Annotated in this window: 17 protein-coding genes, 1 tRNA gene and 1 pseudogene; 7 read left to right on the top strand and 12 right to left on the bottom strand. The window is 68.0% G+C overall.

Annotated features, from left to right (window positions below; all coding sequences use genetic code 11):
• Positions 1–3 precede the first annotated feature (3 nt).
• Both IEY73_RS18560 and IEY73_RS18565 read right to left on the bottom strand, forming a co-directional pair.
• Positions 4–1,248: an MFS transporter gene (locus IEY73_RS18560; protein ID WP_189080495.1), complete on the bottom strand. Its 1,245-nt coding sequence runs from the start codon at positions 1,246–1,248 to the stop codon at positions 4–6.
• A 79-nt stretch (positions 1,249–1,327) separates the two neighbouring features.
• Positions 1,328–4,639 (bottom strand): efflux RND transporter permease subunit, encoded by a 3,312-nt coding sequence (locus IEY73_RS18565; protein WP_189080496.1) that lies wholly within the window; start codon positions 4,637–4,639, stop codon positions 1,328–1,330.
• A gap of 351 nt (positions 4,640–4,990) precedes the next feature.
• Here IEY73_RS18565 and IEY73_RS33655 point away from each other — a divergent pair, with 351 nt between their 5' ends.
• Positions 4,991–5,278 carry a MarR family winged helix-turn-helix transcriptional regulator gene (locus IEY73_RS33655; protein ID WP_229715949.1) on the top strand — a complete coding sequence of 96 codons (288 nt, stop codon included), beginning with the start codon at positions 4,991–4,993 and terminating at the stop codon, positions 5,276–5,278.
• Here IEY73_RS33655 and thrC read toward each other — a convergent pair.
• Genes thrC through argS form a run of 5 tightly spaced genes read right to left on the bottom strand, consistent with a single transcriptional unit; the run spans position 5,232 to position 11,015 of the window.
• Positions 5,232–6,281, bottom strand: a complete 1,050-nt coding sequence (gene thrC / locus IEY73_RS18575; RefSeq protein WP_189080529.1) for a threonine synthase — start codon at positions 6,279–6,281, stop codon at positions 5,232–5,234. The genes IEY73_RS33655 and thrC overlap by 47 nt on opposite strands.
• Entirely contained in the window at positions 6,281–6,655 is a 375-nt protein-coding gene (locus tag IEY73_RS18580) for a VOC family protein (RefSeq protein WP_189080497.1), read from the bottom strand. The genes thrC and IEY73_RS18580 overlap by 1 nt, the downstream gene beginning before the upstream one ends.
• A gap of 2 nt (positions 6,656–6,657) precedes the next feature.
• Positions 6,658–7,950 carry a homoserine dehydrogenase gene (locus IEY73_RS18585; RefSeq protein WP_189080530.1) on the bottom strand — a complete coding sequence of 431 codons (1,293 nt, stop codon included), beginning with the start codon at positions 7,948–7,950 and terminating at the stop codon, positions 6,658–6,660.
• Positions 7,951–7,955: 5 nt separating this feature from the next.
• Positions 7,956–9,341 (bottom strand): diaminopimelate decarboxylase, encoded by a 1,386-nt coding sequence (lysA, locus tag IEY73_RS18590; RefSeq protein ID WP_189080498.1) that lies wholly within the window; start codon positions 9,339–9,341, stop codon positions 7,956–7,958.
• A 3-nt stretch (positions 9,342–9,344) separates the two neighbouring features.
• Positions 9,345–11,015, bottom strand: coding sequence for an arginine--tRNA ligase (gene argS, locus IEY73_RS18595; protein WP_189080499.1), 1,671 nt, complete (start codon positions 11,013–11,015; stop codon positions 9,345–9,347).
• 100 nt (positions 11,016–11,115) lie between these two features.
• Between argS and IEY73_RS18600 the strand changes: the two genes are divergently transcribed.
• The 4 genes from IEY73_RS18600 to IEY73_RS18615 all read left to right on the top strand — a co-directional run bounded on the left by IEY73_RS18600 (position 11,116) and on the right by IEY73_RS18615 (position 13,528).
• Positions 11,116–11,943, top strand: a complete 828-nt coding sequence (locus IEY73_RS18600; protein ID WP_189080500.1) for a thioredoxin-like domain-containing protein — start codon at positions 11,116–11,118, stop codon at positions 11,941–11,943.
• The gene (locus tag IEY73_RS18605; protein ID WP_189080501.1) at positions 11,943–12,617 is read left to right on the top strand and encodes a DUF305 domain-containing protein; all 675 of its coding nucleotides are present in this window, start codon (positions 11,943–11,945) and stop codon (positions 12,615–12,617) included. The genes IEY73_RS18600 and IEY73_RS18605 overlap by 1 nt, the downstream gene beginning before the upstream one ends.
• A gap of 65 nt (positions 12,618–12,682) precedes the next feature.
• Positions 12,683–12,754, top strand: a tRNA-Arg gene (locus IEY73_RS18610).
• Between the two features lie 201 nt (positions 12,755–12,955).
• Positions 12,956–13,528: a hypothetical protein gene (locus IEY73_RS18615; protein WP_189080502.1), complete on the top strand. Its 573-nt coding sequence runs from the start codon at positions 12,956–12,958 to the stop codon at positions 13,526–13,528.
• A gap of 99 nt (positions 13,529–13,627) precedes the next feature.
• Here IEY73_RS18615 and IEY73_RS34400 read toward each other — a convergent pair.
• From IEY73_RS34400 to IEY73_RS18640, 5 genes and pseudogenes are all read right to left on the bottom strand, one after another.
• Positions 13,628–14,716: pseudogene (locus IEY73_RS34400) on the bottom strand (recombinase family protein); the annotation flags it as partial.
• A 759-nt stretch (positions 14,717–15,475) separates the two neighbouring features.
• Complete coding sequence (locus tag IEY73_RS18625) at positions 15,476–16,471, bottom strand: hypothetical protein (protein ID WP_189080503.1); 996 nt, start codon at positions 16,469–16,471, stop codon at positions 15,476–15,478.
• Positions 16,425–17,072: a hypothetical protein gene (locus tag IEY73_RS18630; protein ID WP_189080504.1), complete on the bottom strand. Its 648-nt coding sequence runs from the start codon at positions 17,070–17,072 to the stop codon at positions 16,425–16,427. Before IEY73_RS18630 ends, IEY73_RS18625 begins: the two co-directional genes overlap by 47 nt.
• A gap of 270 nt (positions 17,073–17,342) precedes the next feature.
• Complete coding sequence (locus IEY73_RS18635) at positions 17,343–18,407, bottom strand: integrase core domain-containing protein (protein ID WP_189080505.1); 1,065 nt, start codon at positions 18,405–18,407, stop codon at positions 17,343–17,345.
• A 74-nt stretch (positions 18,408–18,481) separates the two neighbouring features.
• Positions 18,482–20,068 (bottom strand): SGNH/GDSL hydrolase family protein, encoded by a 1,587-nt coding sequence (locus IEY73_RS18640; RefSeq protein ID WP_189080506.1) that lies wholly within the window; start codon positions 20,066–20,068, stop codon positions 18,482–18,484.
• 441 nt (positions 20,069–20,509) lie between these two features.
• On the opposite strand from IEY73_RS18640, the gene IEY73_RS18645 reads away from it, so the two are divergent.
• Complete coding sequence (locus tag IEY73_RS18645; RefSeq protein WP_189080507.1) at positions 20,510–22,159, top strand: hypothetical protein; 1,650 nt, start codon at positions 20,510–20,512, stop codon at positions 22,157–22,159.
• Positions 22,160–22,633: 474 nt separating this feature from the next.
• Positions 22,634–24,373 carry a hypothetical protein gene (locus IEY73_RS18650; RefSeq protein WP_189080508.1) on the top strand — a complete coding sequence of 580 codons (1,740 nt, stop codon included), beginning with the start codon at positions 22,634–22,636 and terminating at the stop codon, positions 24,371–24,373.
• Positions 24,374–24,548: the final 175 nt, after the last annotated feature.

Here is a 24,548-nt window from a genome sequence, read left to right on the forward strand (position 1 = left end):
ATGCTAGGACGTGATCGCCGACCGGTCGCCGGCCGACCCGGAGGACGCGAGCCCGCGGGTCGCGATGCGCCACACGACCGCATAGGTGAGGGTGACGAGACCGCAGCCGGCCAGCACCAGCCGCTCGTCGACGCGATCCACGACCAACGCGACCGCGAGCTGGCTCACCGAGATCGCCATGGTGGCCAGCATCATGTCGGTGGCGAACACCCGGCCGCGGAGCTGGTCGGGCACCGCCTGTTGCAGGGCGAAGTTCGACATCACCCAGTTGGTGCCGCCGGCGAAGTGGGCCACGAACACCAGCGCCAGCAGCAGCGGGAACCACGGTGCGACAGCCGCGCCGAGATAGCCCAACCCGTACAGACCCATCGAGACCGCCAGCCCCGGCAGCAGCCATGCGGCGCGGCTGACCAGGGGTCGCAGCACCAGCGGGCCGGTCAGCGCCCCCGCGCCACGCACGGCGAACAGCAGCCCGGCACCCAGGGCACCGACGCCGTACCGGCCAGCGAGGAGCGGGAACACGGTGAGGACGCCGTTGCCCAGTCCCGCCGCCGACTTCACCGTGACCAGCGCCCGCACCCGAGGCCGGGCGACGACGTAGCGCAGCCCCTCGACAAGCGCGTGCCAGGCCCGCGGTGGTCCGGCCGAGGCGGACTCGCGCGGCGCCTGCATCGGGCGGCGGATCGAGGCGGTGAGGACCGCCGCCAGCGCGAGGCAGGCCACGGTCACCCCGAAGCTCGCGTACGGGCCGAGCACGCTGCTGACCACGCCGCCGAGCGAGGCGCCGACCACGGTCATGGTGCCCCACGCCGAGCCGGCGACCGCGTTGGCCGCGGCGAGGTCTGCGGGGTCCACCACGTTGGGCAGGGCGGCCGAGGCGGCGGGCGAGTAGAACGCCTTCGCCAGCGCCATGACGCCGACGGCGACCAAGGCGAGCGGAACGGTGGCGGCGGACCGGACCACGAACAGCAGCAGGGCCGCGGCCAAGGCCAGGAGGTTCGCCGAGATGAGGATCTTCCGCCGGTCGAGCCGGTCGGCGAGGATGCCGCTGTAGGGCAGCATCAGCGCGTTGAGACCGGTGTCGACGGCCAGGACCAGCGCGCCCCACACGCCACTGCCGGTCAGCTCGGGCAACAGCACCAGCAGCGGCACCATCACGAACCAGTCGGAGCCGAAGACGACCAGTTCCGCGGCGAACAGTCGGCGGAAGTCCCGGTTGTGCAGGAGCACCCGACCCGACCACGCCACGAGAAGAGACTATGTGCCGCGCCGGTGGTCGCCCACCGACGCGGCACGGTGTTCTATGGCACAGGATTCGCGGCCCCGGTCAGGCGGGCGTGCCCCCCGGCGGCGGCGACGGACGGCGCGGCATCCGCAGCACCTCGAACTGGTCGGTGTATCCGCGCAGCGCCCCCGACGACGGGTACGCCTCGGACCGCAGGGAGTCGGCCGGAGCCTCGTGCGCGCCGCCGCTGGAGTCCGGCACGGTCACCGGCTCGGCCGGGGTGCCGTCCTCGTGGGCCGCGTGCCGCGGCGAGTCACCCTGGGCGCGGGCCGCCTTGCGCAGCCGGCGACGCTCCCGCTTGGCCCGCGACTTCTCCTTGCGGTTCTCCACCATGGTGTACAGCGTCGGCACCAGCACCAGGGTGAGCAGCGTCGAACTGACCAGGCCGCCGATCACCACGATGGCCAGCGGCTGCGAGATGAACCCGCCCTCGCCGGTGAGGCCGAACGCCATCGGGAGCAACGCGAAGATGGTCGCGATCGCGGTCATCAGGATCGGCCGCAGGCGGTGCCGGCCGCCCTCGATCACCGCTTCCTGCACACCCATGCCGCCCTGGCGATAGTGGTTGATCAGGTCCATCAGCACGATGGCGTTGGTGACCACGATGCCCACCAGCATCAGCACGCCGATCAACGCCGGAACGCCCAGCGGGGTGCCGGTGGCCAGCAACAGCCCGATCGCGCCGGTGGCGGCGAACGGGATGGAGATCAGCAGGATGATCGGCTGCAGCAGGCTGCGGAACGTGGCGACCATGATGACGAACACGATGGCGATCGCCGCGAGGACGGCCAGGCCGAGGTCGGCGAATGCGTCCGCCTGGTCCTGGCTGACGCCGCCGATCTCGTACGTGGCGCCGGCCGGCAGGTTGAGGTCGTCCAGCCGGGCGGTCAGGTCGGCGGTGGTGGCGCTGAGGTTGGAGCCGGTGGACGTCCCGGTCACCGTGGCGCTGCGGTTGCCGTCGATCCGGGTGACCTCTTCCGGACCATCAACTTCGGAGACGTCGGCCACCGAGTCGAGGGTGACGGCCTTGCCCGCCGGGGTGCTCAGCGGCAGGGCGCGCAGGGCCGCGGCGTCGGCCGGCGGGGCGCCCGAGGCGATCACCACGTCCTTGCTGACACCGTCGTCCACGATCTGCCCGGCGGGCGCGGGCCGGAAGGCACCGGCCACGGCTTGGCCGATCGCCGCCTCGGACAATCCGGCACGGGCCGCGGCGGCGCGGTCCACCCGTACGTCCAGGCGCGGTACGGACGCTGCGAGGGTGGTGCTCACGTCGGTGACGTCGGCGGTGGCCGCCATCGCCTTGCGCACCTGCTCGGTGGCATCGCTCAGCACGTCCTGGTCGGCCGCCTGCACGGTGACCGACAGTTGGTCGCCGCTGACGCCGGTGCTGCTGTCGCCGCCCACGGTGACCTCGCCGATGTCGTTCATGTCGGTGAACAGTTCACGCAACTGGTCGGTGAGCCGCACCGCGTCGGCGTCCTCGGTCAGCGCGACGTTGAAGCTGGCGGTGCTCGCGCCGCTCGCGCCGGCGAACGGGTTGAAGTCCCCGTTGCCCACGGTGACCTGGTAGTTCTTCACCTCGTCGCGGTCCGCGAGCACGGCCTCGATCCGCTTCGCGGCGTCGTCGGTGGCCTGCAGGCTGGTGCCCACCGGCATCTGCTGGGTAATGCTCAGCGAGTCCTGGCCGGACTGGTCGATGAAGTTGGTGTCCAGCCGGGTGGACAGCCCGAAGGTGCCGATCAGGATGATGATGCCGATCAGCACCGTGGTCCACCGGCGCCGGGTGGCGAACCGGATGATCGGCAGGTAGCCGCGCTGCAGCGGGCTGCGCCGCTCCTTCTCCTCGGCCGCGGCCCGGATCTGCTCGGCCTGCGCGCCACCGGCGGCGGGGCGCAGGAACCAGTACGCGAGCACCGGCACCACGGTCAGCGAGACGAACAGGGACGCCACCAAGGCCACCGTGACGGTGATGGCGAACGGCGCGAACAACTGCCCGACGAACCCGCCGACCAGGGCGATCGGCGCGAAGACGGCGACTGTGGTGAGGGTGGAGGCGGTGACCGCACCGGCCACCTCGCGCACCGCACCCAGGATCGCGTGCACCTTCTGCTCGCCGTACCCGAGATGTCGTTTGATGTTCTCCAGGACGACGATCGAGTCGTCCACCACCCGGCCGACCGCGATGGTGAGGGCGCCCAGGGTGAGCAGGTTGAGCGAGTAGTCACCGATCCACAGGCCGATCAGGGCGATCAGCACGGACAGCGGGATGGAGACCGCGGTGACCAGGGTGGAGCGGACCGAGAGCAGGAAGACCAGGATGACGATGACCGCCATGAGCAGGCCGAGCAGGCCCTCGGTGGTCAGGCTCTCGATGGAGCGCTCGACGAACGGCGCCTGGTCCACGATCACCGTGAGCTTGGCACTGCTCGCCGATGCCAGGTCGGCGAGCTTGTCGTTGACCTCGTGCGAGATCGCCACCGGGTTGCCGTCCGGCGAGGCGGTCACCGCGATGCCCAGGCTCTCCACCCCGTCGGTGCGGGTGTACGACGTGGCCTGCACGGCACGGCTCTGCACGTCGGCGACGGTGCCCAGGGTGACCGGGCCGGACTTGCCGTTGAGGTAGATGCCCTGCAACTGCTGCACGCCGGTGATCGGGGTGCCGACCTGCACGCTGAGGGAGCGCGAGCCGTCGGAGACCGCGCCGGCCGGGATGGAGACGCCGTTGGCCTTCAGGGCGTCGGCGATGGACCGCGGGTCGACGCCGCGCTTGGCGATCTCCGCCAGCTTGGGCGTGATGACGACCTGTTCGGCGCGGTTGCCCGTCACCGAGACGTTGCTGACGCCGTCGATCGCGTTCAGCTCCGGCACCACCGTGTCGTTCAGCCGGGTCGCCAGCGCGCTCTGGTCCTCGTCGCTGGTGCTGCTGGCGGCCAGCACGATCGCCGGGATGTCATCGGTGCCACCGGCGAAAATGGTCGGCTCGACGTCGTTCGGCAGCGTCGGCTGGATCCGGTTGACCGCGGTCTGCAGTTGGTTGACCGCCTGGTCCAGATCGGTGCCGAAGGCGAACTGCACGGTGACCGTGGCGGAGCCCTCGCGGGTGGTGGACTGGATGGTCTCCAGGTTGTCGGTGCCCTTGACGGCGTCCTCGATCGGCTTGGTGATCTGCTGCTCGATGATCTCCGGACTGGCGCCCGGCAACGAGGCGCCGATGAACGCGCCGGGAAAGTCCAGTGACGGCAGGAGTTGCTGCTTGAGTGACGGTATCGCGTACACCCCGAACCCGGTGATGACCACCGCGATCAGTGCGACAAGACCTCTGTTGGCGAGACTGAGCCGGGTCAGGAATGACATCTGCGCTCCCCCGAGGATAGTTCGTCCAGCATTGATATTTTGCCCGACCCGAACAAATGGTTTCCCCCGGGGCCGCGCTGGTAGCGTCCGTTACGCGATAGACCCCAGGCGGCCATCGGCGCGTCACATGGGAAGGAACGGCGATGAGCATCAACGAGCAGCTCATCGCTGACATCATGGGCGTTCAGCATGAGCTACAGCACCTGTTCGCATATGACCGCTCCGACCCAATTTCCACCTCGCACCTTACGGTCGCATAGCTGAGGATCCTGCTAGTGCTGGCTCGCGAAAAAGGCATCGCCGACGGCGAGCTGGCGCCGGCTGGACGTCCGGCTCGCGGCCATGAGCGGCATGATCGACCGTCTGATGTCCCAGGGACTGGTGGGACGCACCGGAGATCCGCACGACCGGCGGGTGCGCCGGGTCGCGCTGACGGAATCGGGCAGTCGGCTCATCCGGTCCATCATCACCGCCGGGGCCGACAAACAGCGCCGCCTCCTCAGCCGCCTCTCAGACGAGGAGCTCGCGGTGGTGGTACGGGCATCCGACGTGATGCTGCGCGCCGCCCGTGCGGACGCCGGCGCGGACCCGGTTACGCCAGATCCAGCGCCCGGGCGGCGACCAGCACGTCGTTCGTGACGACCGTGGGACTCGGCGCGGTGGTGATCGCCCACTCCGGGTCCTTGAGCCCGTGGCCGGTCACCGTGCACACCACCCGGGCGCCGGCCGGGACCATCCCGGCTTCCGCCTGCTGGAGCAACCCGGCCACGCTCGCCGCGCTGGCCAGCTCCACGAAGACGCCGACCTCGCGAGCGAGCAGACGGTACGCGGTGAGGATCTCGCGGTCGGTGACCGACGCGATCAGACCGCCCGAGGTATCCCGCGCGTCCAGCGCCTTGGTCCAGCTCGCCGGGTTGCCGATGCGGATGGCGGTGGCGATGGTCGACGGCTCCGGCACCACCTGGCCGTGGACGATCGGCGCCGCGCCGGAGGCCTGAAAGCCGAACATCCTCGGCAGCTTCGCGACGGTGGCCGCCTCGTGCTCCTCCTGATAGCCCATCCAGTACGCGGAGATGTTGCCCGCGTTGCCCACCGGAAGGCAGTGGATGTCCGGGGCGTCGCCGAGCGCCTCGACGATCTCGAAGGCGGCGGTCTTCTGCCCGTGCAGCCGGTAGATGTTCACCGAGTTGACCAGCGACACCGGGAAGTCCACGGACAGCTTCGAGGCCAGCGCCAGGCAGTCGTCGAAGTTGCCGGACACCTGCAACAGCTTGGCCCCGTGGACCAGGGCCTGCGCCAGCTTGCCCAGCGCGATCTTGCCCTGCGGCACCAGCACCGCACAGGTCAGGCCGGCCCGAGCCGCGTACGCCGCGGCCGACGCGCTGGTGTTGCCGGTGGAGGCGCAGATGATGGCCTTCGAGCCCTCCTCGACCGCTTTGGACACCGCCATGGTCATGCCGCGATCCTTGAAGGAACCGGTCGGGTTGGCGCCCTCCACCTTGAGGTAGACCTCGGCGCCGACGCGCCGCGACAGCACCTCGGACGGGACCAGCGGCGTGTTCCCCTCGTGCAGGGTGACCACCGGCGTGGTAGTCGAGACGGGAAGCCGGTCGCGGTATCGGTCGATCAACCCGCGGTACATCATCGCCCCTCGCTTCGGTGGCAGACGGCCTCGACGTTGTTGCCGTCGGGGTCACGGACGAACGCGCCGTAGTAGTGCTCGTGGTATTCCGGATGCACCGCGGGCGCGTGCAGCACCTCGGCGCCGCGGGCCACCGCCGCGGTGTAGAACGCGTCCACCGCCGTCCGGTCGTCGGCGGAGAACGCGATGTGCGACTCGCGGAAGCCGTCGCCCGAGCTCAGCGCGCTGATCCAGAACTGCGGATGGTCCTTGCCGTAGCCCAGCGCGACCTGGAAGTCGCGGATCTTCCGGATGCCCAGCGGGGCGAGCACCGCGTCGTAGAACGCGGCCGCCGACGCCAGATCCGCACACTGAAAACCGACGTGGTCCAGCATCCTCAGGCCCCTCCCTCGACACGCAGCACGCTGACGATGGACCGCACAATATCGAGTTGGTCCAGCTCCGCAACGGTGGCAGCGAGATTCGCGTCCGGCGCACCGTGCGTCACGATGATCAACTGCGCGTCCTGCGCACGGCCGGACTGGCGCACCGTCGCGATGGACACCTCGTGACGGGCGAACACCCCGGCCACGGCGGCCAGCACACCGGGACGCTCGGCCACGTCCAGGCTGATGTGATAGCGCGTGACCACCTCGCCGATGGACCGGATCGGCAGATGCGCGTACGCGTTCTCGCCCGGCGCCCGGGTGCCGGTCAGCTTGTTGCGGGCCGCCGCCACGATGTCGCCGAGGACCGCACTCGCCGTCGGCGTGCCACCCGCGCCCTGGCCGTAGAACATCAGTTGGCCAGCCGCCTCCGCCTCGACGAACACGGCGTTGAACGCGTCCTGCACCGCGGCCAGCGGATGGGTCCGGGGGATCATCGCCGGATGCACCCGGACGCCGACCGACTCCCGGCCACGCGCGTCCGGGCCCCGCTCGGCGATGCACAGCAGCTTGATCGTGCAGCCCATCCGCCGGGCGCTGGCCATGTCCCCGGCGGTCACCGCGGTCATGCCCTCGCGGAACACGTCGGCCGCGGTGACCCGGGTGTGGAACGCGAGCGAGGCCAGGATGGCCGCCTTCGCGGCGGCGTCGAAACCCTCCACGTCGGCGGTCGGGTCGGCCTCCGCATAGCCCAGCTCCCCGGCCTTTTCCAACGCCTCGTCGAAACCCGCGCCGCTGGCGTCCATCGACGACAGGATGTAGTTGGTGGTGCCGTTGACGATGCCGGTCACCCGGGTGACCCGGTCCCCGTGCAGCGACTCCCGCAGCGGGCGCAGCAACGGGATCGCGCCGGCCACCGACGCTTCGTAATAGAGGTCCGCGGCGCCCTCGGCAGCCGCCTCGTGCAGCGTCGCGCCGTCCTCGGCGAGCAGCGCCTTGTTCGCCGTCACCACGCTCTTGCCCGCCCGCAACGCCTCGACCAGCCAGGATCGGGCCGGCTCGACGCCGCCCACCACCTCCACCACGACGTCCACATCGTCCCGCTTGATCAGGCCCAGCGCGTCCGTGGTGAACAGCGACTCGTCCACTGGCAGGCTGCCACGCTTGCGGCCCGGCCGGCGCACCGCGATGCCGGCCAGTTCCAGCTCCGCGCCGATCCGCGCGGTCAGGTCCGGGGCTTGCTCGTGCAGGAGCCGGACCACCTCGGAGCCGACGGTTCCGCAGCCCAGCAGGGCGAGTTTCACAGGCCTCATCCAACATCCAATGCGAGCAGGTCGTCCTCGGTCTCCCGCCGAACGATCACGCGGGCTGCCCCGTCGCGCACCGCGACCACGGGTGGCCGGGGCACATGGTTGTAGTTGCTGGCCATGCTCCGGCAGTACGCCCCCGTGCCGGGCACGGCGAGAAGATCTCCCGGCTGCACGTCCGCCGGCAGGAATTCATCCTTCACGACGATGTCCCCGGATTCACAATGCTTTCCCACCACGCGGGCGAGCAGTGCCTCGGCCGACGATGCGCGCCCGGCCACCGTCGCGCTGTAGGAGGCGTCGTACAGCGCGGTCCGGATGTTGTCGCTCATCCCGCCGTCCACACTCACGTACGTGCGGATGCCGTCCACGTCCTTGACCGTGCCGACCTCGTACAGGGTGAACACCGCCGGACCCACGACGGCGCGGCCCGGCTCGACCGACAGTCGGGGGCGCCGCAACGACGCCAGCTCGCACTCCGCATCGACGATCTTGTTGATGCGCTTGGCCAGATCGCCGGGCGACGACGGGTCGTCCTGGGTGGTGTAGGCGATGCCGAAGCCGCCGCCCAGATCCAGCTCCGGCAGCTCGACGCCGCGCGCGTCGCGGATCTGCGCCTGCAGCTCCAGCACCCGGCGGGCGGCCACCTCGAAGCCGCTGGTGTCGAAGATCTGCGAGCCGATGTGCGAGTGCAGCCCGCGCAGGTCGAGCGCGCCGCCGTCGAGGATGCGCGTCGCGGCCTCGAACGCCGCCCCACCGGCCAGCGAGAACCCGAACTTCTGATCCTCGTGCGCGGTCGCGATGAACTCATGGGTGTGCGCCTCGACGCCCACCGTCACCCGCAGCAGCACCGCCGGCCGGGTACCCGTGGCGGCGGCGATCTCGGTCAGCCGCTCGATCTCCGCGAAGCTGTCAACAATGATCCGGCCGACCCCGGCGCGCACCGCCCGCCCCAGCTCGGCGTGGGACTTGTTGTTGCCGTGGAAGCCGATGCGCGCGGCGGGAAAGCCGGCCGCCAGGGCCACCGCCAGCTCGCCGCCGGAGCAGACGTCGAGGAACAGCCCCTCCTCGTCGATCACCCGCACGACCGCCTTGCACAGGAACGACTTGCCCGCGTAGTAAACGTCCGCGCCGGCGAAGGCAGCGGCGAAATCCCGGCATCGGGCCCGCAGGTCATCCTCGTCCAACAGGTACGCCGGAGTGCCGTACTCGGCCGCCAGGTCGCGCACGCTCAGCCCACCGACCTGGAGATCACCGTCCGCACCGCGGCGCACGGTGCGCGGCCACAACTGCGGCACCAGCTCGTTCACATCGTCCGGCGTACGCAACCATGCCGGTCCGCGGGTGCCCAGGTCACCATGCAGGGCACCGGCCTCATGAGCTCGCACGGGTCACATCCTCTCCGGCGCGGAGACGCCGAGCAGGCCCAACCCGTTGGCAATCACCGTTCGGGTGGCGTCGTTCAGCCATAGCCGGGCGCGGTTGCCGTCGCCCACCGGCTCGTCGCCACGCGGCAGGATCCGGCAGGCCGGCTCGTCGTAGAAGCGGTGGTACGCCCCGGCGATCTTCTCCAGCAGGCGGGCGACGTGGTGCGGCTCGCGCAACTCGGCCGACCGCGCCACCGTGTCCGGATATTCGCCGAGCGCCTTGAGCAGGTCGTTCTCCTTCTCCTGCACGAGCAGGTCGGCCCGCATCGCGTCCGGCTCGCCACGGGTCAGCCCCACCGCCGCCGCCTGCCGCGCCACGCTCGCGGTCCGCGCCGCGACGTACTGCACGTAGTAGACCGGGTTCTCCCGGCTGGCCCGGGTCCACAGGTCGACGTCGATGTCGATCGGCGAGTCGGACGAGTAACGGGCCAGCGCGTACCGGGTCGCGTCCACGCCCAGCGCATCCACGAAGTCCTCCAGCGTCACCACGGTGCCGGCCCGCTTGCTCATCCGCACCGGCTCGCCGTCGCGCACCAGGCTGACCAACTGCCCGATGAGGATCTCCAGGTTGCGCTCCGGGTCGTCGCCGAAGCAGGCCGCCATCGCCTTCATCCGGCCGATGTACCCGTGGTGGTCGGCGCCCAGCATGATCACCACGCGGTCGAAGCCGCGCTGGCGCTTGTCCAGGTAGTAGGCGCAGTCCGCGGCGAAGTAGGTCCAGTCGCCGTCCGACTTGCGCAACACCCGGTCCTTGTCGTCGCCGAAGTCCGACGTCCGCAGCCAGGTCGCGCCGTCCGCGGTGAAGACACTCCCCTGCTCGGTCAGCCGGTCCAGCGCCTCCTGCAGCTCACCGCGGTCGTGCAGGTCCTTCTCGTTGAAGTACGTGTCGAAGCGCACCCCGAAGTCGGCAAGCGACTGCTTGATCTCGGCGAACATGCGCTGCACACCCTCGACCCGGAACACCTCCAGCGCCGGCTCCGCGTCGAGCGTCAGCACGTCCGGCGCGGCCTCGGTCACCGCCGTGGCGATCTCCGCGATGTACGCGCCGCCGTACCCGCCCTCGGGCACCGGTTCACCCTTCGCGCTCGCATACAGCGACCGGGCGAACCGGGAGATCTGGGAGCCGGCGTCGTTGAAGTAGTACTCCGTGCCCACCTCCGCGCCGGCGGCCCGCAGCAGCCGGGCCAGCGCGTCACCCACCGCCGCCCAGCGCACGCCGCCGACGTGCACCGGGCCGGTCGGGTTGGCCGAGACGAACTCCAGGTTGATGCGCTGGCCGGTGAGCCGGTCGGTGTGCCCGTACGCGTCGCCGGCCAGCACCACGTCACGGGCCAGCACCCCTGCCGCGGCGGCGTCCAGCCGGATGTTCAGGAAGCCCGGCCCGGCGATCTCCACCGACTTGACGCCCGGACGGCTGTTCAGCTCCTCGGCCAGGGCTAAGGCCAGCTCACGCGGCGCCACGCCGGCCTTCTTGCCCAGTTGCAGGGCCAGCGTGGAGGCGTAATCGCCGTGCTCGGGATTGCGCGGTCGCTCCACCGCCGTCGTCTCCGGAAGCAGCGAGACGTCGAGGCCGCGGGTGACGAAGACGGCACGGGCGGCTGTGAGAACGGTGGAAGCCAGGTCAGCGGGAGTCACCGAGCCATGTTATCGGGGTAGACTTTTGCGCTCGGCGGGCACCTTTTTCCCGCGTACGCATTGACGATCTTCATCCACGTACGCAACCTGACGAGGAACAATGAGCATGAGCACGCCGGGGCCGCAGCGGACCCCGTCCACTGTCAAGGTCGACTCGACCAGCGGCCAGGGCAAGCCCCCCGCGTCCAAAGGCGGCCCGAAGGCGGGCGCGAAGGCCGGGAGCAAGCCGGCCGGCAAACGCCCGGCGGGCAAGGGCGGCGGCGGCAAGGGCCGCAAGCCGGTCACCCCGGTCAAGGTGAACGGCGGGCGCAACTGGGGCCCGATCGCCATGGTCGTCGCGGTCGTGCTGATCGCCGCGGGCATCATCGGATACGGCGTGTACGCGTCGATGCAGGGCACCAAGACGTGGGAGGAGCGGGCCGCCGACATCAAGGGCATCGTCAACTACCGCGACCAGCACAACCCCAAGATCGACGCGCGGAACCACAAGGACGGCGTCCTCACCTATGTGACAAACCCGCCGGTCGGCGGCGACCACAACCCGACCTGGCAGAACTGCATGGGTGACATCTACACCGAGCCGATCGCCAACGAGCACGCCGTGCACAGCCTCGAACACGGCGCCGTCTGGGTCACCTACAAGGAGGGCCTGCCCGCCGCCCAGGTCGACAAGCTCGCCGCCCGGGTACAGGGCAAGGACTACATGTTCATGAGCCCGGTGGCCAACCTCGACAAGAACGTGTCCCTGCAGGCGTGGGGCTACCAGCTCAAGGTCGACAACGCCGACGACGAGCGGATCGACGAGTTCATCAAGGACCTGCGGCAGAACGCCTCGGTCGAGACCGGCGCCGTCTGCTCCGGCGGCAACACCAACACCGGGCCGGTGACCAACGCCTCCAACGGCACCACGATGGGCGGGGGAAACTGATGGCCGTCAGCACCGAGCACGACACCGCCGCACCCGGCACCGAGACGACCGACGAGACCGCGACCACCGGCACCGGCCGGCGTTTCGGTCTCGGCTGGCTGCTCGGCACGCTGGCCTTCGGACTGGTCGTGGGACTCGCCGCCGGCCTGCTGGTGCCGCGCCTCCAGACGCCCGGCGACGACTCCCCCGAGGCCGGCTTCCTGCGCGACATGAGCACCCACCACTCCCAGGCCGTGGCGATGTCCATGATCGCCCATGCGAACTCGCAGGACCCGGCGATCGTCACCCTGGCCGGTGACATCGGCCTGACCCAGCAGGCCCAGATCGCGTACATGCAGTCCTGGCTGCGCGATTGGAACCTCAGCCCGACCGGTTCGCAGGAGCCGATGGCCTGGATGCCGGGCTCGGCGGGTTCCGTGGTGAACGGCCTGATGCCGGGCATGGCGACCCCCGACCAGATGGCAAAGCTGCGCGAGGCGACCGGACGGGACCTGGACATCCAGTTCCTCACCCTGATGCGCGCTCATCACCTGGGCGGCATCCACATGGACGAGGGCGTGCTCGACCTGTCAACGGAAGACGACGTCACCTGGCTGGCCAAGGGTCAGATCGCCGCACAGCAGAGCGAGATCAGCCGGATCGACGACCTGCTGAAGCAGCTACAGACAACCTGACGCGGCGCGCCGCCGGATCCCGTTGGTAGGGGTCCGGCGGCGCCTGCTAGGCTCCTTGGCACTGAGCCCCCGTAGCTCAGGGGATAGAGCGTCGCCCTCCGGAGGCGAAAGCGCAGGTTCGAATCCTGCCGGGGGCACTCACTAAACCTGCTCCCTGTGATCATTTGAGGCTCACCAGGTACGGCGGGTTTCTTTCCGGCTGACGAATCGTCGTCACTCATGGTCACGTCCGGCCGCCAGTGAGCGGTTTCCGCCAGCCGGGCCTGCTGCGCTAGCTCCTCGATGGTTCTGGCGCTTATCTCAGCCCGGAAGCTTGCCCGGCCGGTATGCACGTCGTAGTGGATCTCAACACGGAACGCTTCCAGGAACCGGCGCAGTCGCTCCGCTGGAAGGGAGTTGAGATCAACTTTGAGCTGCGGAAGATGTTCGAGCAGGTCGGGATTCTGTTCGGGCTCCGGCGGGGTGGAGGCAGCAAGCCTTTTGAGTTGCGCCTCGACTCCGGCGAATTCCCGGCCCAGCTCTTCTATCTGCTTCTCGATGCGCTGGACAAGGTGTCCGTTGGGGTCACTCGCGCGCCCCAACGCGACTGTGAGGTTTGTCATATTGCGGTCGATTTCGGCCAGCTTCTTCCGGAGGGCCGCCGCCGCTTTGAGATGTTCATCACGGACGAAGCCGCTTGCGGCGGGCAGGCTGGCCTGGGCGAGCGCGAGCCGTTCCGGTCCGAGGACGTGGCGGTTGAAGAACAGCGTGACGCCCTCGATAAGTTGGTCTTCGCGGACCCGGATCGCCGCTGGGTGGTTTTCGGGCAAGGTCCGGTTCCGGGGTTGACAGTAGGCGTAGGCCGTGCCGTGTCGAGTCGCGTGACCATGCATTCGGCGCTGACAGGGCGCGCACCAGACGTAGGAACGTAGTTTGTAAACGTTCTTGGTTTTCGGAGCCGGATTGGCCGCCATACCGTCGAGGTCGGTCCTGTGCGGCGCACGCCCGGACCGAGCAGCACGCTGTGTCATGAGTTGTTGAGCCGCGAGGAAGGTCGGCACGTCCACGAGGGCTTCGTGTGTGGGGATGCCGGAGATGACCCACTGGTCTTTGGGCACGTTCTTTCCGGGATGGAGCTTGTCCTTTGTCGATCGCCGGTTCCACACCATGAAGCCGGTGTATTTGGGATTGGCCAAGATTTCCCGAACTGCGCTCGGCGTCCAGCGCCCGACCGCGCGTTCAGGATTGACTGGCTGTGGCGGTGGCCATGCTTGCAGGTCCTGATTCAGCACGCCGGCGATGGCACGGTAGGACAGCAGGTCCGTTACCCTCAGTTCGAAGATCTTAGGCACTGTCGAATGGCGCGTCGGGTCCGGCGCAAGCTTGGTCTTGTGTTTGCCTTGTGCCCGCTTGGCAGGGACAGGATGCCTGATCCTTTCCGCAATGTAGCCGTAGCAAGGCTTGCCTACGTTGAAGCCTTGGTCGGTGTGCTCCTCGATTCCCTTGCGGGACTTCTCAAGCATTTCCAGCACATACCATTCTGCGACACCCTGCTTGGTGCGTCGCAGTAGGGTCAGGGCGGCATTCCGTTCAACCTTCCCCGTTTTACCGGAGACAACAAGAGGCTCGTCGGCGGCGATGAGCGGAATGCCGTAGCGCTCCAGGTCGTACTCTATTTTGGTGCTCTGGTAGGAGAAGCGTCCAATCCGGTCGATAGACTCACAGATCACGCCATCGAAGCGACGGTCCGGCCTACGGGCCTCTTCGAGGAGGTCCGCGATGCCGCCATCACGGGGGATGTCGATGGAGAACTTCTTCCATGCCTCGCTGGAGCCGCGCTGGTCCAGCTCGAGGCGGGACGTCTCAACGTCCCAGAAGAAGTACTTTATCTCCATTCCCGAGTCCAAGGCCGATTTGGACGATCTCAGCTGTCGTGGTAGCGAGATCGTCGGGTCTTGAACCTCGTCGTCGGAGGTGCGGCCCATGAACGCGAGCCGCAGAGGGGGGACGTCGTTGACTTCCAGGATGCTGGCCTGAAGCCAGTTTGCGAGCTGGTGGACACCATTGGAATTGTCCCTCCAGTTCATCGAGTCGGAGGAGGCGGCTGCCGGCCGATCCATTCCAACACCTCCAATATTGCGTGCGCTTGTTCTACGGCGAGCCTGCGACCGCGCCCACCGTCCACAATCGCGATCTCGATATCGAATGGAATAGACGTTTCACCATCATTATACGGGTCATTCACCCGTTCACGGGGGTCGTCTATTTCGCCCAAAAAGTCCCCTAACATACGTATGCGGCAATCGGCTAAGACCCACGGACACCACCCTTTCTTCACGGGTTCGATTGACTTCGGAAAAGAAATGGCCTGCCAGCTTCTTGGCAGGCCATTTGAGAATCAGCGACTCTATTTAAATGCAGAAGGCCCGGCCGGCGGGGCCGCCGCCTTCGCAGGTGCGCTGATCGCTGTGTGGCCGGGCGAGTCTGCGCTCGTCGGGGCCGAGCCGGCCGGCAGGGGCCTCGGCAGCTGGCACGGCTGGCCTGACAGCCCTCGGCTTCGGTGGCCGACGCCCGCCGTGGCGGGGACCTCGACCTCGCCGAGCACACCGCCCGACTACCCTTCCTTGGTCGGCGCGGCCGTTGCCGCCGCCGGACGGCCGTAGTCCGGCTCGTCCGACCGTTCTCGACCTTGGCTACCTGGTACCAGGTCCTCTGGCGCTGCCGTCGCTGGAGCGGGCGGACGTGGTACTCGTGGTGGCCGACAGCGACGTCCTGCCGCTGCTGCGCTTGTTGATTGCTGAGATCCCAGTGACGACTGGTCACCGCCGGCCCTGGCGCCTACTCCACGGACGACACGGTGCGCTTGGTCAGCGGCGGGCTCAGACTCGGGTGAGCCAGCGCGTGACCGGATTGTTCGGGGCTGCCTCGCGGACGGTGTGGGTCGCTGCCGCGAGGTGCCACCAGGCGAGCGCCGCCGCATAGGTCGCGGTGAGGTAGCCGATGGTGTTGACCGTGACGACCAGGGCGTAGCCCGGGACGAGGATGAGCATGACAGCGATGCGGATGCCGAGGTGGCGGGTGACCGTGGCGGCGGTGGCGGCGCCGAGCAGAGCGGCGCCGAGCGCGGCGGTGAGACCGGGCATGCCGGTGAGGTCGTTGGGGAAGGTCAGCGTGTAGGCGGCCCGGACGAGGTAGACGCCCGCGGCTGCTACGGCGATGGGCCAGACGGGTGGGCGCATGCGGGGCAGCCAGTCGACGAGCCGGGCGGCGGGGAGACGCGGCGAGGCGACGGCGATGATGATTCCGCTGGCGGCGACGGGTGCGGCTGCGGTCAGGGCCCAGCGCAGGTATTGCGGGTCGGTCCAGCCGACGCCGACGCCGGTGCCGAGACCCCAGAGTCCGGAGAGTGCGAGGCCGGCGGCTGCCGCGGCGAGGTAGGAGCGGCGAAGCAGGTATCTGGTGGAGGCGGGGTCGTTCAGGCCTTGCGGCGACAGCCAGGTCGTCGGCGCGAGCTGCGCCGCCGCGGTCGCGGCGGTGGCAGCGATGGCAGCCGCGAGAGCGAGGTTGCCTATCGGCAGGCGTACGCCGACGACGCGGGCGGCGATGGTGGAGACGTCGGCGGTGGTGACTGTCTGCAAGAGCAGGCCGACTGAGGCGGCAGCGAGCACGGCGACCGCGGTCAGACTGCCGATAGTGAGCCGGGTACGAGGTAGCCGCGTCGTAGCGGCCGTCGGGCCTTCGGCGGCATGCGTGGCTCCAGCGAGGCGTGCGGCACCCCCAGCGACCTGCTCGGGTTGAGTGAGCAGGGTGGGCTGCGGCAGGCCGGCGTCAGCGAGCGCGGCTTGCGCCGCCGTGGCGGTGGCGTCGTAGGCCACCAGGACCGGTCGTGGTGATGTCGCCCTGATCGATGTCGGCGTCGGCGAGCGCCTGGGTCAGCGCCGAGACGAGTTGATCAAGGTGCGGGCGGGCAGCCTTGTCCAGGTCGGCTCCGTCGGCAACGACCGGCTCCGCGTGGCCCGGCAACAGCACCGGCATACGGGAAGCGCCGGTCAACTCGGTACGAACTCGATCTACCTCGAGACCTGTCCGCCAGTCCAGGTCAGTCGGACGGTCGACGCCGGGTCCTGAACGCATCCGGATCAAATCGGCTACGGCTCGGTCGATCGCGGGCGCTTCGGGATCGCGGACGGTCACGGCGGCGAGTTGGGTGTACCGGTCCTGGGCGTCCAGCACGGCGAGGTGCGGATAGTCCTCGCCGATGATGCAGACGAGTACAAACCTGCCCCGCGCTTGATCGGTTGGTGGCGAGGCTGCCGCGGCGGCGGCCATCGCGGTGACGACGGCCGGTTCGGGCAGTCCGGCGGCAGTCGCGGCCTGGGCAAGCCGTTTCCTGGACTTCGGCCCCCACGGCTGCGGTGTGGTGACGGTCAGCGAGGCCACAGCGGTACCCGCCTGGACGGAGGCGGTGTTGGCCACGTGCGCGAGCAGGGCCGACACCGCCGCACTCACCCCTGCTTCGGACTCGGCCGGTGCTGTGCGCAGGGCAGCCATCGGGTCCGGAAGGTAGCTGTCGGGAGCCGCGATCCCGGCGCTGAGCCCGGCCGTGGCGACCACGATGCTGCCGGACTGCGGGTCGGTCTAGGCGCCGCTCGGCAGGCGCGTCTGACCGTCGAACGCCACCGGCCACGTGCGTGTACCGTGCCAGAACCCCGCTTGTAGCTGTGAGCTGGCACTTTGAAGATCTGGTCAGGCTGCCCGGTGGTACTCGTTGATCACGCCGCCGAGGCGTTGTCGGCGTCGTACCGGGGCATTCATCGCGACGACGACGGCCGGGTCGTGGTTCGGTGGTAGCTGCTGCCGGCCTTGATGCGGGCGGTGATCGTTGAAGTGGTTCACGTACTCGCCGACGACCGCGAGGGCGTGTCGTTCGTGGTAGATCAGCAGCCGGTCGGTGCATTCCTGACGCAGGCTGCGACCCCACCGTTCGATGTAGCAGTTCGCCCGTGGTGCCCGTGGCGGGATCTTGACCACCTCGATGCTCTCTGCGGCGAAGACCTCGTCGAATGCGATGCTGTATTTGCCGTCCCGGTCGCGGATCAGGAACCGGAACCGGCTGGCCCGGTCGTCGAGGTCTATGACGATGTTGCGGGCCTGCTGCACGACCCAGGCGTGATCCGGGTTCGCGGTGGCACCGAGCAGGTGAACCCGGCGGGTGGCCACCTCCATCACGACCAGCACGTAGATCCGTCGGAGCAGGATCGTGTCGACGTGGAAGAAGTCGATCGCCATAAGGCCGTGGGCCTGGGCACGCAGAAACATCCGCCAGATGGTGTCCACATCACGGGGTGCCGGTCGGGGGCGCCGGGTGGTCAGGATGCGCCGGATCGTGCCCGCCCCTACCCGATGGCCCAGCCGTAGCAACTCGCCCTGAACCCGTCGATGTCCCCATCGCGGGTTCTCCCTGGCGAGACGTCGGACCAGGTCGCGGACCTCGTCGCTGACCAGCGGCCGCCCTGTCTTACCTGGGTAGGTCCAGCGGCGGCGCAGCAGCCGCCGGTGCCAGCTGAGCAGCGTGGCCGGGGTGACCAGCCGATGGGCCCGGACCGCGGTCGGTAGCAGCCGGGCCAGGCCGGACAGCAACGCCCGGTCCGGCCACGACAACCGAGGCCGCCCGTTCACCTGCCGGCGCAGCACCGCCACCTCGTGACGCAGGACGAGGACCTCCGCCAGCAGCGCGCTGTCGCTACGAACCAGCAACCCGAGAGCGCCGACCAGCCGGATCATCATCAGGTACACCAGCCGAATCAACATACCGATGATCCTCGACACGAACCCGGAAATCCCAGATCACCAGGTATGCGACGAGTTTTGGCACGGTACAAGGCTTAGCGGTACTGGCGTGTCTTCGTGTCGAAGGTGCACCGGGCGGCCGGGCGCGACGGCAGGGCCGCTACCGCCGCTCGGCAGTAGGCCTGCTGGCCCGACAGGTTGGGGTGCATGCTCGTCTGCAACTGCTTCATGGCACGCGGGTCGCCGGGGAACTGGACGCCGTTGAACCACTTGGAGCCGCTGCACAGGCGGTGGTTGGTGAACTGCCCGCTGCTCGGCGCGAAGACCACCCTGACGGCCAGGCCCCGCCCGCGCAGGTACGCGTTGGCCGCGTCGACGTGGCTGCCGATGGCGCGGTTGATGTCGTCGGCCAGGCCGTTCAGCCATTGGGCGTCCTCGTACTTCACCCGGTAGTGGAGCCCACCCGTGTTAGTGCCGACCTTGCACGAGAACGTCGGGCCGCTGCGGTCGTAGCCCCACCGGGACTCGGCGAAAATCCGTGGATAGCCGGTGACCACCAGGGTGCCGCCCGGCGCCATGGCCAGCGCGACGTTGGCGTACACCTGGCTCAGCAGCATCCTGTTGCCGTTGCCGATGTAGGTGGGCGGCCGTGGCACGTCCAAGCCCTCAGAACGGAGTCGTTTCAGGCCCGCCTCGGCGAGGGTCGCCGCCTTGCGGTTCTTCTTGCGGCAGTCGTATGCGCCAGCTTTGATGCCGGAAGTGCAGTCTTTCAGGATGTCCGAGAAACTGGCGTCGTTGCCGCCGATCGACAGGCTGACCAGCGTCGTCTGCGGCGTGACGGCCTGAATCTGTGGCACCTCAGGCGAAGCACCCGATCCTACGTAGGTGGTGTTTGCGTTGAACAGATCGATGGCCTTGGCACCGGAGCACGCGATCAGATCCATGCGGTCGACCAGGCCGGCCGTCTTCGCCGTGGCGAGCACCCCCTGATTCCAGGAGCTCACCGACCGGTGACAACCCGTCGTGGTGCGCCCACCCGTCGACGGGTCGGGCAGCGAGGTGCCCACGGTGAAGTACTGTTCGGCCGCACCCTCCCCCGAGGCGAACGAGTCCCCGAGCGCGACATACCGTCCCGGCCCCACAGAACTGGGCGAGTAGGTCACCTGCAGGTCCACGAAGGTCTCGGTGCCCGTGTCGGCCGCCCGGACGGCCAGCAGGTTGTCGCTGACCACCGGTGCGTCGACCGCGATCCCGTCGGCCACACAGTTGCCGTTCTCGACGTGCTGCACGAGCGCGCCGTTCACGTACACGTCGGCGTTGTTGTCGACCGTCCCGGTGATCCGTACGGTGCGGACGCCGGCCGGCACCCGGAACGACCGGCGCAGCAACATGTCGGAGTCGGCGCCCCACCCGGTGTGCACCCGGTCGGCGTTGTTCCACGAGCAGGCGCCGCCGGTCGTGCCGAAGGCGGCCCGCCCGGTGGCCCAGAAAGCAGCCGGCGCGTACCCGGACTGCTCGAACCCGGCCTCCCCGCCGCGCGTCACCTGCTGGTAGGACCACCCGTCGCTGCCGTAGCCGACCGCGGTCACGATTTCAGCGGCGTCGGCGTTGCCGACCGCCGCGATGGCTCCGGCGGCGACCACCACGGCCCCCGCACTGAGGGAGAGAAAGACTTTTCGCACCAGTCGACGGTCCCAGCCACCGTGCGTCCGGACCATCGCCGACCACGGTCGAAGGACTAGCCAATGGGCTTCCCACAACAGAGTGACGCCTGCAGCATCGTGCGCGCATGTCGGTCATGAGGTGAGCCCGGTGCATCCGGTCTAGCGCCAGCCCAGGAACGGGGCTGCGCGGAGCCGGACGGTGACCATAGATGAGTCGGACCGGACCGACAAGACTCGGCGCCGGTGTGTGCAGCTGGTGGACGTCCCTGGGGTGAGTGCGGCTCGGTCGATAGCTCGTAATTTGCTGACGGTCGAGGCGGTCCTCGGACGGCTTCGTCGGTCTTGTCGTACCCCGGTGCAAGGATAGCGGCCTGTCGTACCTGACGACCTGGAGGAGCCGTCATCGCCATCGAATGGGACCAGCTCACGCAGGCGAAGTTCGACGAGATCGTCGAGGCTTTGCTGAACCGGCTCTTCGACGACCCTGACACGGAAGTCCGGGCCTACGACGGCCGTGGCGGCGACGGGGGCATTGACGTCTCGGTGCGCCAGGGCGGGCGACTGCGGATCTTCCAGCTCAAGTACTTCCGAGAGGGCTTTAGCAGTTCGTGGGGCAAGCGGCGGGCGCAGATCGCCCGGTCCTTCCGCGAGGCGATGAGCCACAACCCGCACATCTGGGTCCTGGTCATCCCGACCAACCCGACACCGGGCGAGGAGAAGTTCATCCAAGGTCTCGTCACCGACCATCCCGACGTGACGGTGACGATCATGGGCCGTGCCGAGTTGGACAGCCGCCTTGGGGCGAATCCAGACCTGGTCGACTATTTCACCCGGGACCAGCTACTGGAGGCCGCCCGAATCTACGGCCAGGAGAGGGCGATTCTCGTCGGCGGTCTAACCGATCTGAGCCAACGCCACCGTGACTTGGCGCGGGTAGCAGACGGTCTCGACCGGGACTGGGCGATCGTTACCACGGTCGAGCGAGGCGTGGTCCACCACAGGCTGGCGGCGAAGCACGCGCGGGCAGCTGAGGTCTCGCCGATCACGCTGAGAGTCAAGACGGAGTTCGGCCCGCAGCACCGGGAGTTGGCTTCCGCTTTCCGACGCGTGCTCGGGTTCGGCACCGAGGAACCGCTGACTTTGCCTCCAGAAACAGTCCGCGAATTCATGATCGATGGGCCGAGCTGGCTTGCTGCGCCGGACGGCCCGGTCGAGGTCAGCTTTGTGCCGGCACGACCTCTACCGGAAACCTGCGTCGCTGCAGGGCTGCGGCTTATAGGCCCCGCCGGCAAGCACCTATCCGCCCATCAGGGTGATGTGCGACGGGCCGGGTCCGGGTCACTCGGCCACTCGATCGAGATCGACTTCTACGGGACCGCAGCCTTTAGCATGCTGATCGGCCAAGATGGCTCCTCGCAACTACAAGGCAAGTTCGCGTTCGGTAACGGCCTACCGGTGGTAGTGCTTAATACGGCCGCGCTGTTCCGGGACCTTCAGAATTGTCACCACGTCGACCTGGACCTCGACTGCCAGTACGCCGGCCGGTTCACCCGGTCGGATCCCTCCGGGTTGGACGCCGACACCGCGGACAAACTCGCCACTACCGAGCTACTCGCCAGCGACCTGGACGTCCTGCAGCGGCACTGCCGGAGCTACTTCCCGGTCCCGACCGAGCTAAGTGTCGACGACCGGATCTGGATCCGGGTTGCCCGGCTGCTGATCGAGGGGCATTGTGTCGCTTATCCCTCGGCTCGAAGCTTCGCCGCGACTTTGAACGGGCAGGACTCCCCTGTGCTGCGCCAGGTCCTGACCAGGCGTGATCCTTCGACGATCCGTGTGACTACCGAGCTGGCCATCGAGATCGACGGCCGAGAGCTGCTGCTCGGCGAGGTGATCCTATTTCACTCTCAAGTGGTAGTCCCCGATGGGGATGATCTGCTGGCCGCCCTCGACGAGGGTAAGGCCGATGGGCGGGTCATGCGTCTTCTTCCTGTGAACGGCGAATCGTTTCGTGCGGTTCTGCCCTCGGCCAGGCCCGGCCGCGACAACGAGCCGCTACAGACGACAGTTTGGGGTCTACCCGGCCTCGACCGGCAACCGGGCGGCTGACTGGCCGGCCCACGGGCCCAAGCAGTGACGTATCCGCTGAAGGAAGCCTGCCGGATCCGCGCCGGGCACCTGTGGATCACGAAAGGTACAACTCGCCGGTCAACGCGGCGCACGCTTCCGCGATCGCGTAGAGGTTGGCGCTGTGGGCGCCGAAGACTCATCCGAGCTCGATCTGTCACAACCGGGCCTGCAGGCAACGTGTTCGATCCGGATGACCTGCTTGCAAATCTCCGCGTCCTGCAGCTCGTCACCGCCATGTTCGGGGCGCCGCGCATTACCTGCGGCATGAGAGCACAAACGTCTGTACAACCTCGATCACCGAACAATCGGAGTCCCGGAGTCCTTCGGTCTGCGACACTCGGTGATCGAACGCCCCCTCAACGGAACTCGCTGTAAATTATACTTAGCTTGCTGTGAATGAGGGAAAAAGATTCTACTAACCGGGCGTGTAGCGCCCACTAGGAGTAACGCAATATGCGTCCCGACCGCCGGGTGGAAACACAGCAGACGCGCACGCTGCGGGCAGCGACCCGATCACTGCGGCTCCATCTGGACACGCTGCCGATAGATGTCTCGGTTGACGTGTCTGGCGATCGCTTTCTAGCCGGGCTGGCATTCATGTTCGCCCGTCAGCGCTATGATTGCGCGGAATCGATGATCGGGGCTGGGTTCGGCGGAACAGTGCTGGGATCTATGGCCCGTAGTCTGCTCGTTGACGGCCTCCGGTGGCTATGGATAGGGGAACAGCCGCATCGACGCCGAGCACTGCTTGGTGATCTACTCGAAGAACGTAACCGAATCTGCATAGCTTTGGAAAAGGCCGATGCGAGTTGCCCCATCCTGACCCGCTGGCTCATGCCGTTGCCTGCCGTTGCAGATCTGACTGGGCAGTCCATGTCATGGGTTGACGCTCCGCCAATGCCCAGCGAGGAGCAGCTACTCGACGACCTATTCGCTCCGACCACCCCCGGCCAGCCGGCGGCGCCGACCGCCACAGATCTGCCAGCGCAGTTGCGGATAGCACGCCAGCTTCTAGACATGATCGGAGTTCGCGGTGCTGCGATGATCTTGGCCCATGCCGGCCACGGTAATCACCTGGGCATGCTGAGCAGCTTGACCGATGATGGTGTGGCGGGCCACGACCTGCGAGCCGACCACGAGGCTCTGTTCATGCAGGTGGCCGCAGCCGGGGTCGTTACAACTCTCCTCGGCGCCGTCGCGGCAACGCCCGAGTCCTGGCCACCGGACGTGGAGCAGGAGCCGTACTTGCAGCGTGCCGTCGAACTGGCCGCCGAGGTCGCGGCAGCCGCGGTCCTCATTCACGGATTGACCACGACACGCGCCGTCCGCGCGCAGTCCTCCAGGAGCCAGAGCCGCGCCCGCCCGCGCCAACCGGTTCTGCTCCGTCCACAAGCATTGCTCGCCGCTGACGATTTGCTTCCAGATGTGAACTCGGCTGCAGAGGTGGCCTCTGCAGCCGAGGCGTACTACCGGGTGGCTCGCACCATGGCGATCAGCCCGTGGGAGCACGGCCCACCGATTCTCCATAGCCTCCTCACTTACGGTGGGGGCCACTCAGGCCTTCAGACCGTGATCTCCACCTACGACCAACCGGGCTCGGTCGTGATCTCTGTCTTCGCGGCACGCATGTTGCTCGAGGAGGCGGCCCGGCTAATCTGGCGATATTCCGACCCGACCATTGTCGAGGACCGGGCAAAGCAGTATTTCGACGAGTATCGCGCCCGACAGCGTAAGACAATCAACACCTTGGTCAGTGCCGGCGTGCCCAAAGCCGCAGCCGAAAGCATCTTTTCTCGTCCTAGCAACGTGATTTTGACGCCTGAGGGAATTGCCAGTGGGCGTACGCCGTTGCCCCCAATCTCCCTTATGCTGCGACAAATGGGAGCGCCCTTTCCGGAGCCCGGGTGGCTTGAGGTGGCCTACTCAATGCTTAGCCAGGTCACTCACAGCACAGCGCTGGGGCATCTGCACACCGTTCGATTTAACAACGGCATCTGGCAGGGCAACGCGCTTAGCGCGGAGATGCAGGCCCTCGCACTTGACGTGGCATGCCTCGGTAGCGCCCACCTGATCAGCCTGTCAGCGGCCGTTCTGGCGGACCTTAGCGAGGAGTCGCAATCGTACCGGCAGGCCCTGCTCCAGTCCTCCGCGCGGGTGCACAACGCGGCTCGCCTGGTCCATGGCCTCGACTAGAAGTCATGACTTAATCGGCGGCATGGGAGGAATTACTCCCATTTGGTTGCCGATTGGTCCGGACAGGTATCATCTCAAGTAGCGGTCAGCTTAGCGCCTCTGACGAAGTTTCCTTGAATGCACTATTCTCGGCAAATCCGTGCGTGCAATCAGGACCGTAGCTGTTGTATGAGCC

Source organism: Mangrovihabitans endophyticus (assembly GCF_014646155.1).
GTDB lineage: Bacteria > Actinomycetota > Actinomycetes > Mycobacteriales > Micromonosporaceae > Actinoplanes > Actinoplanes endophyticus.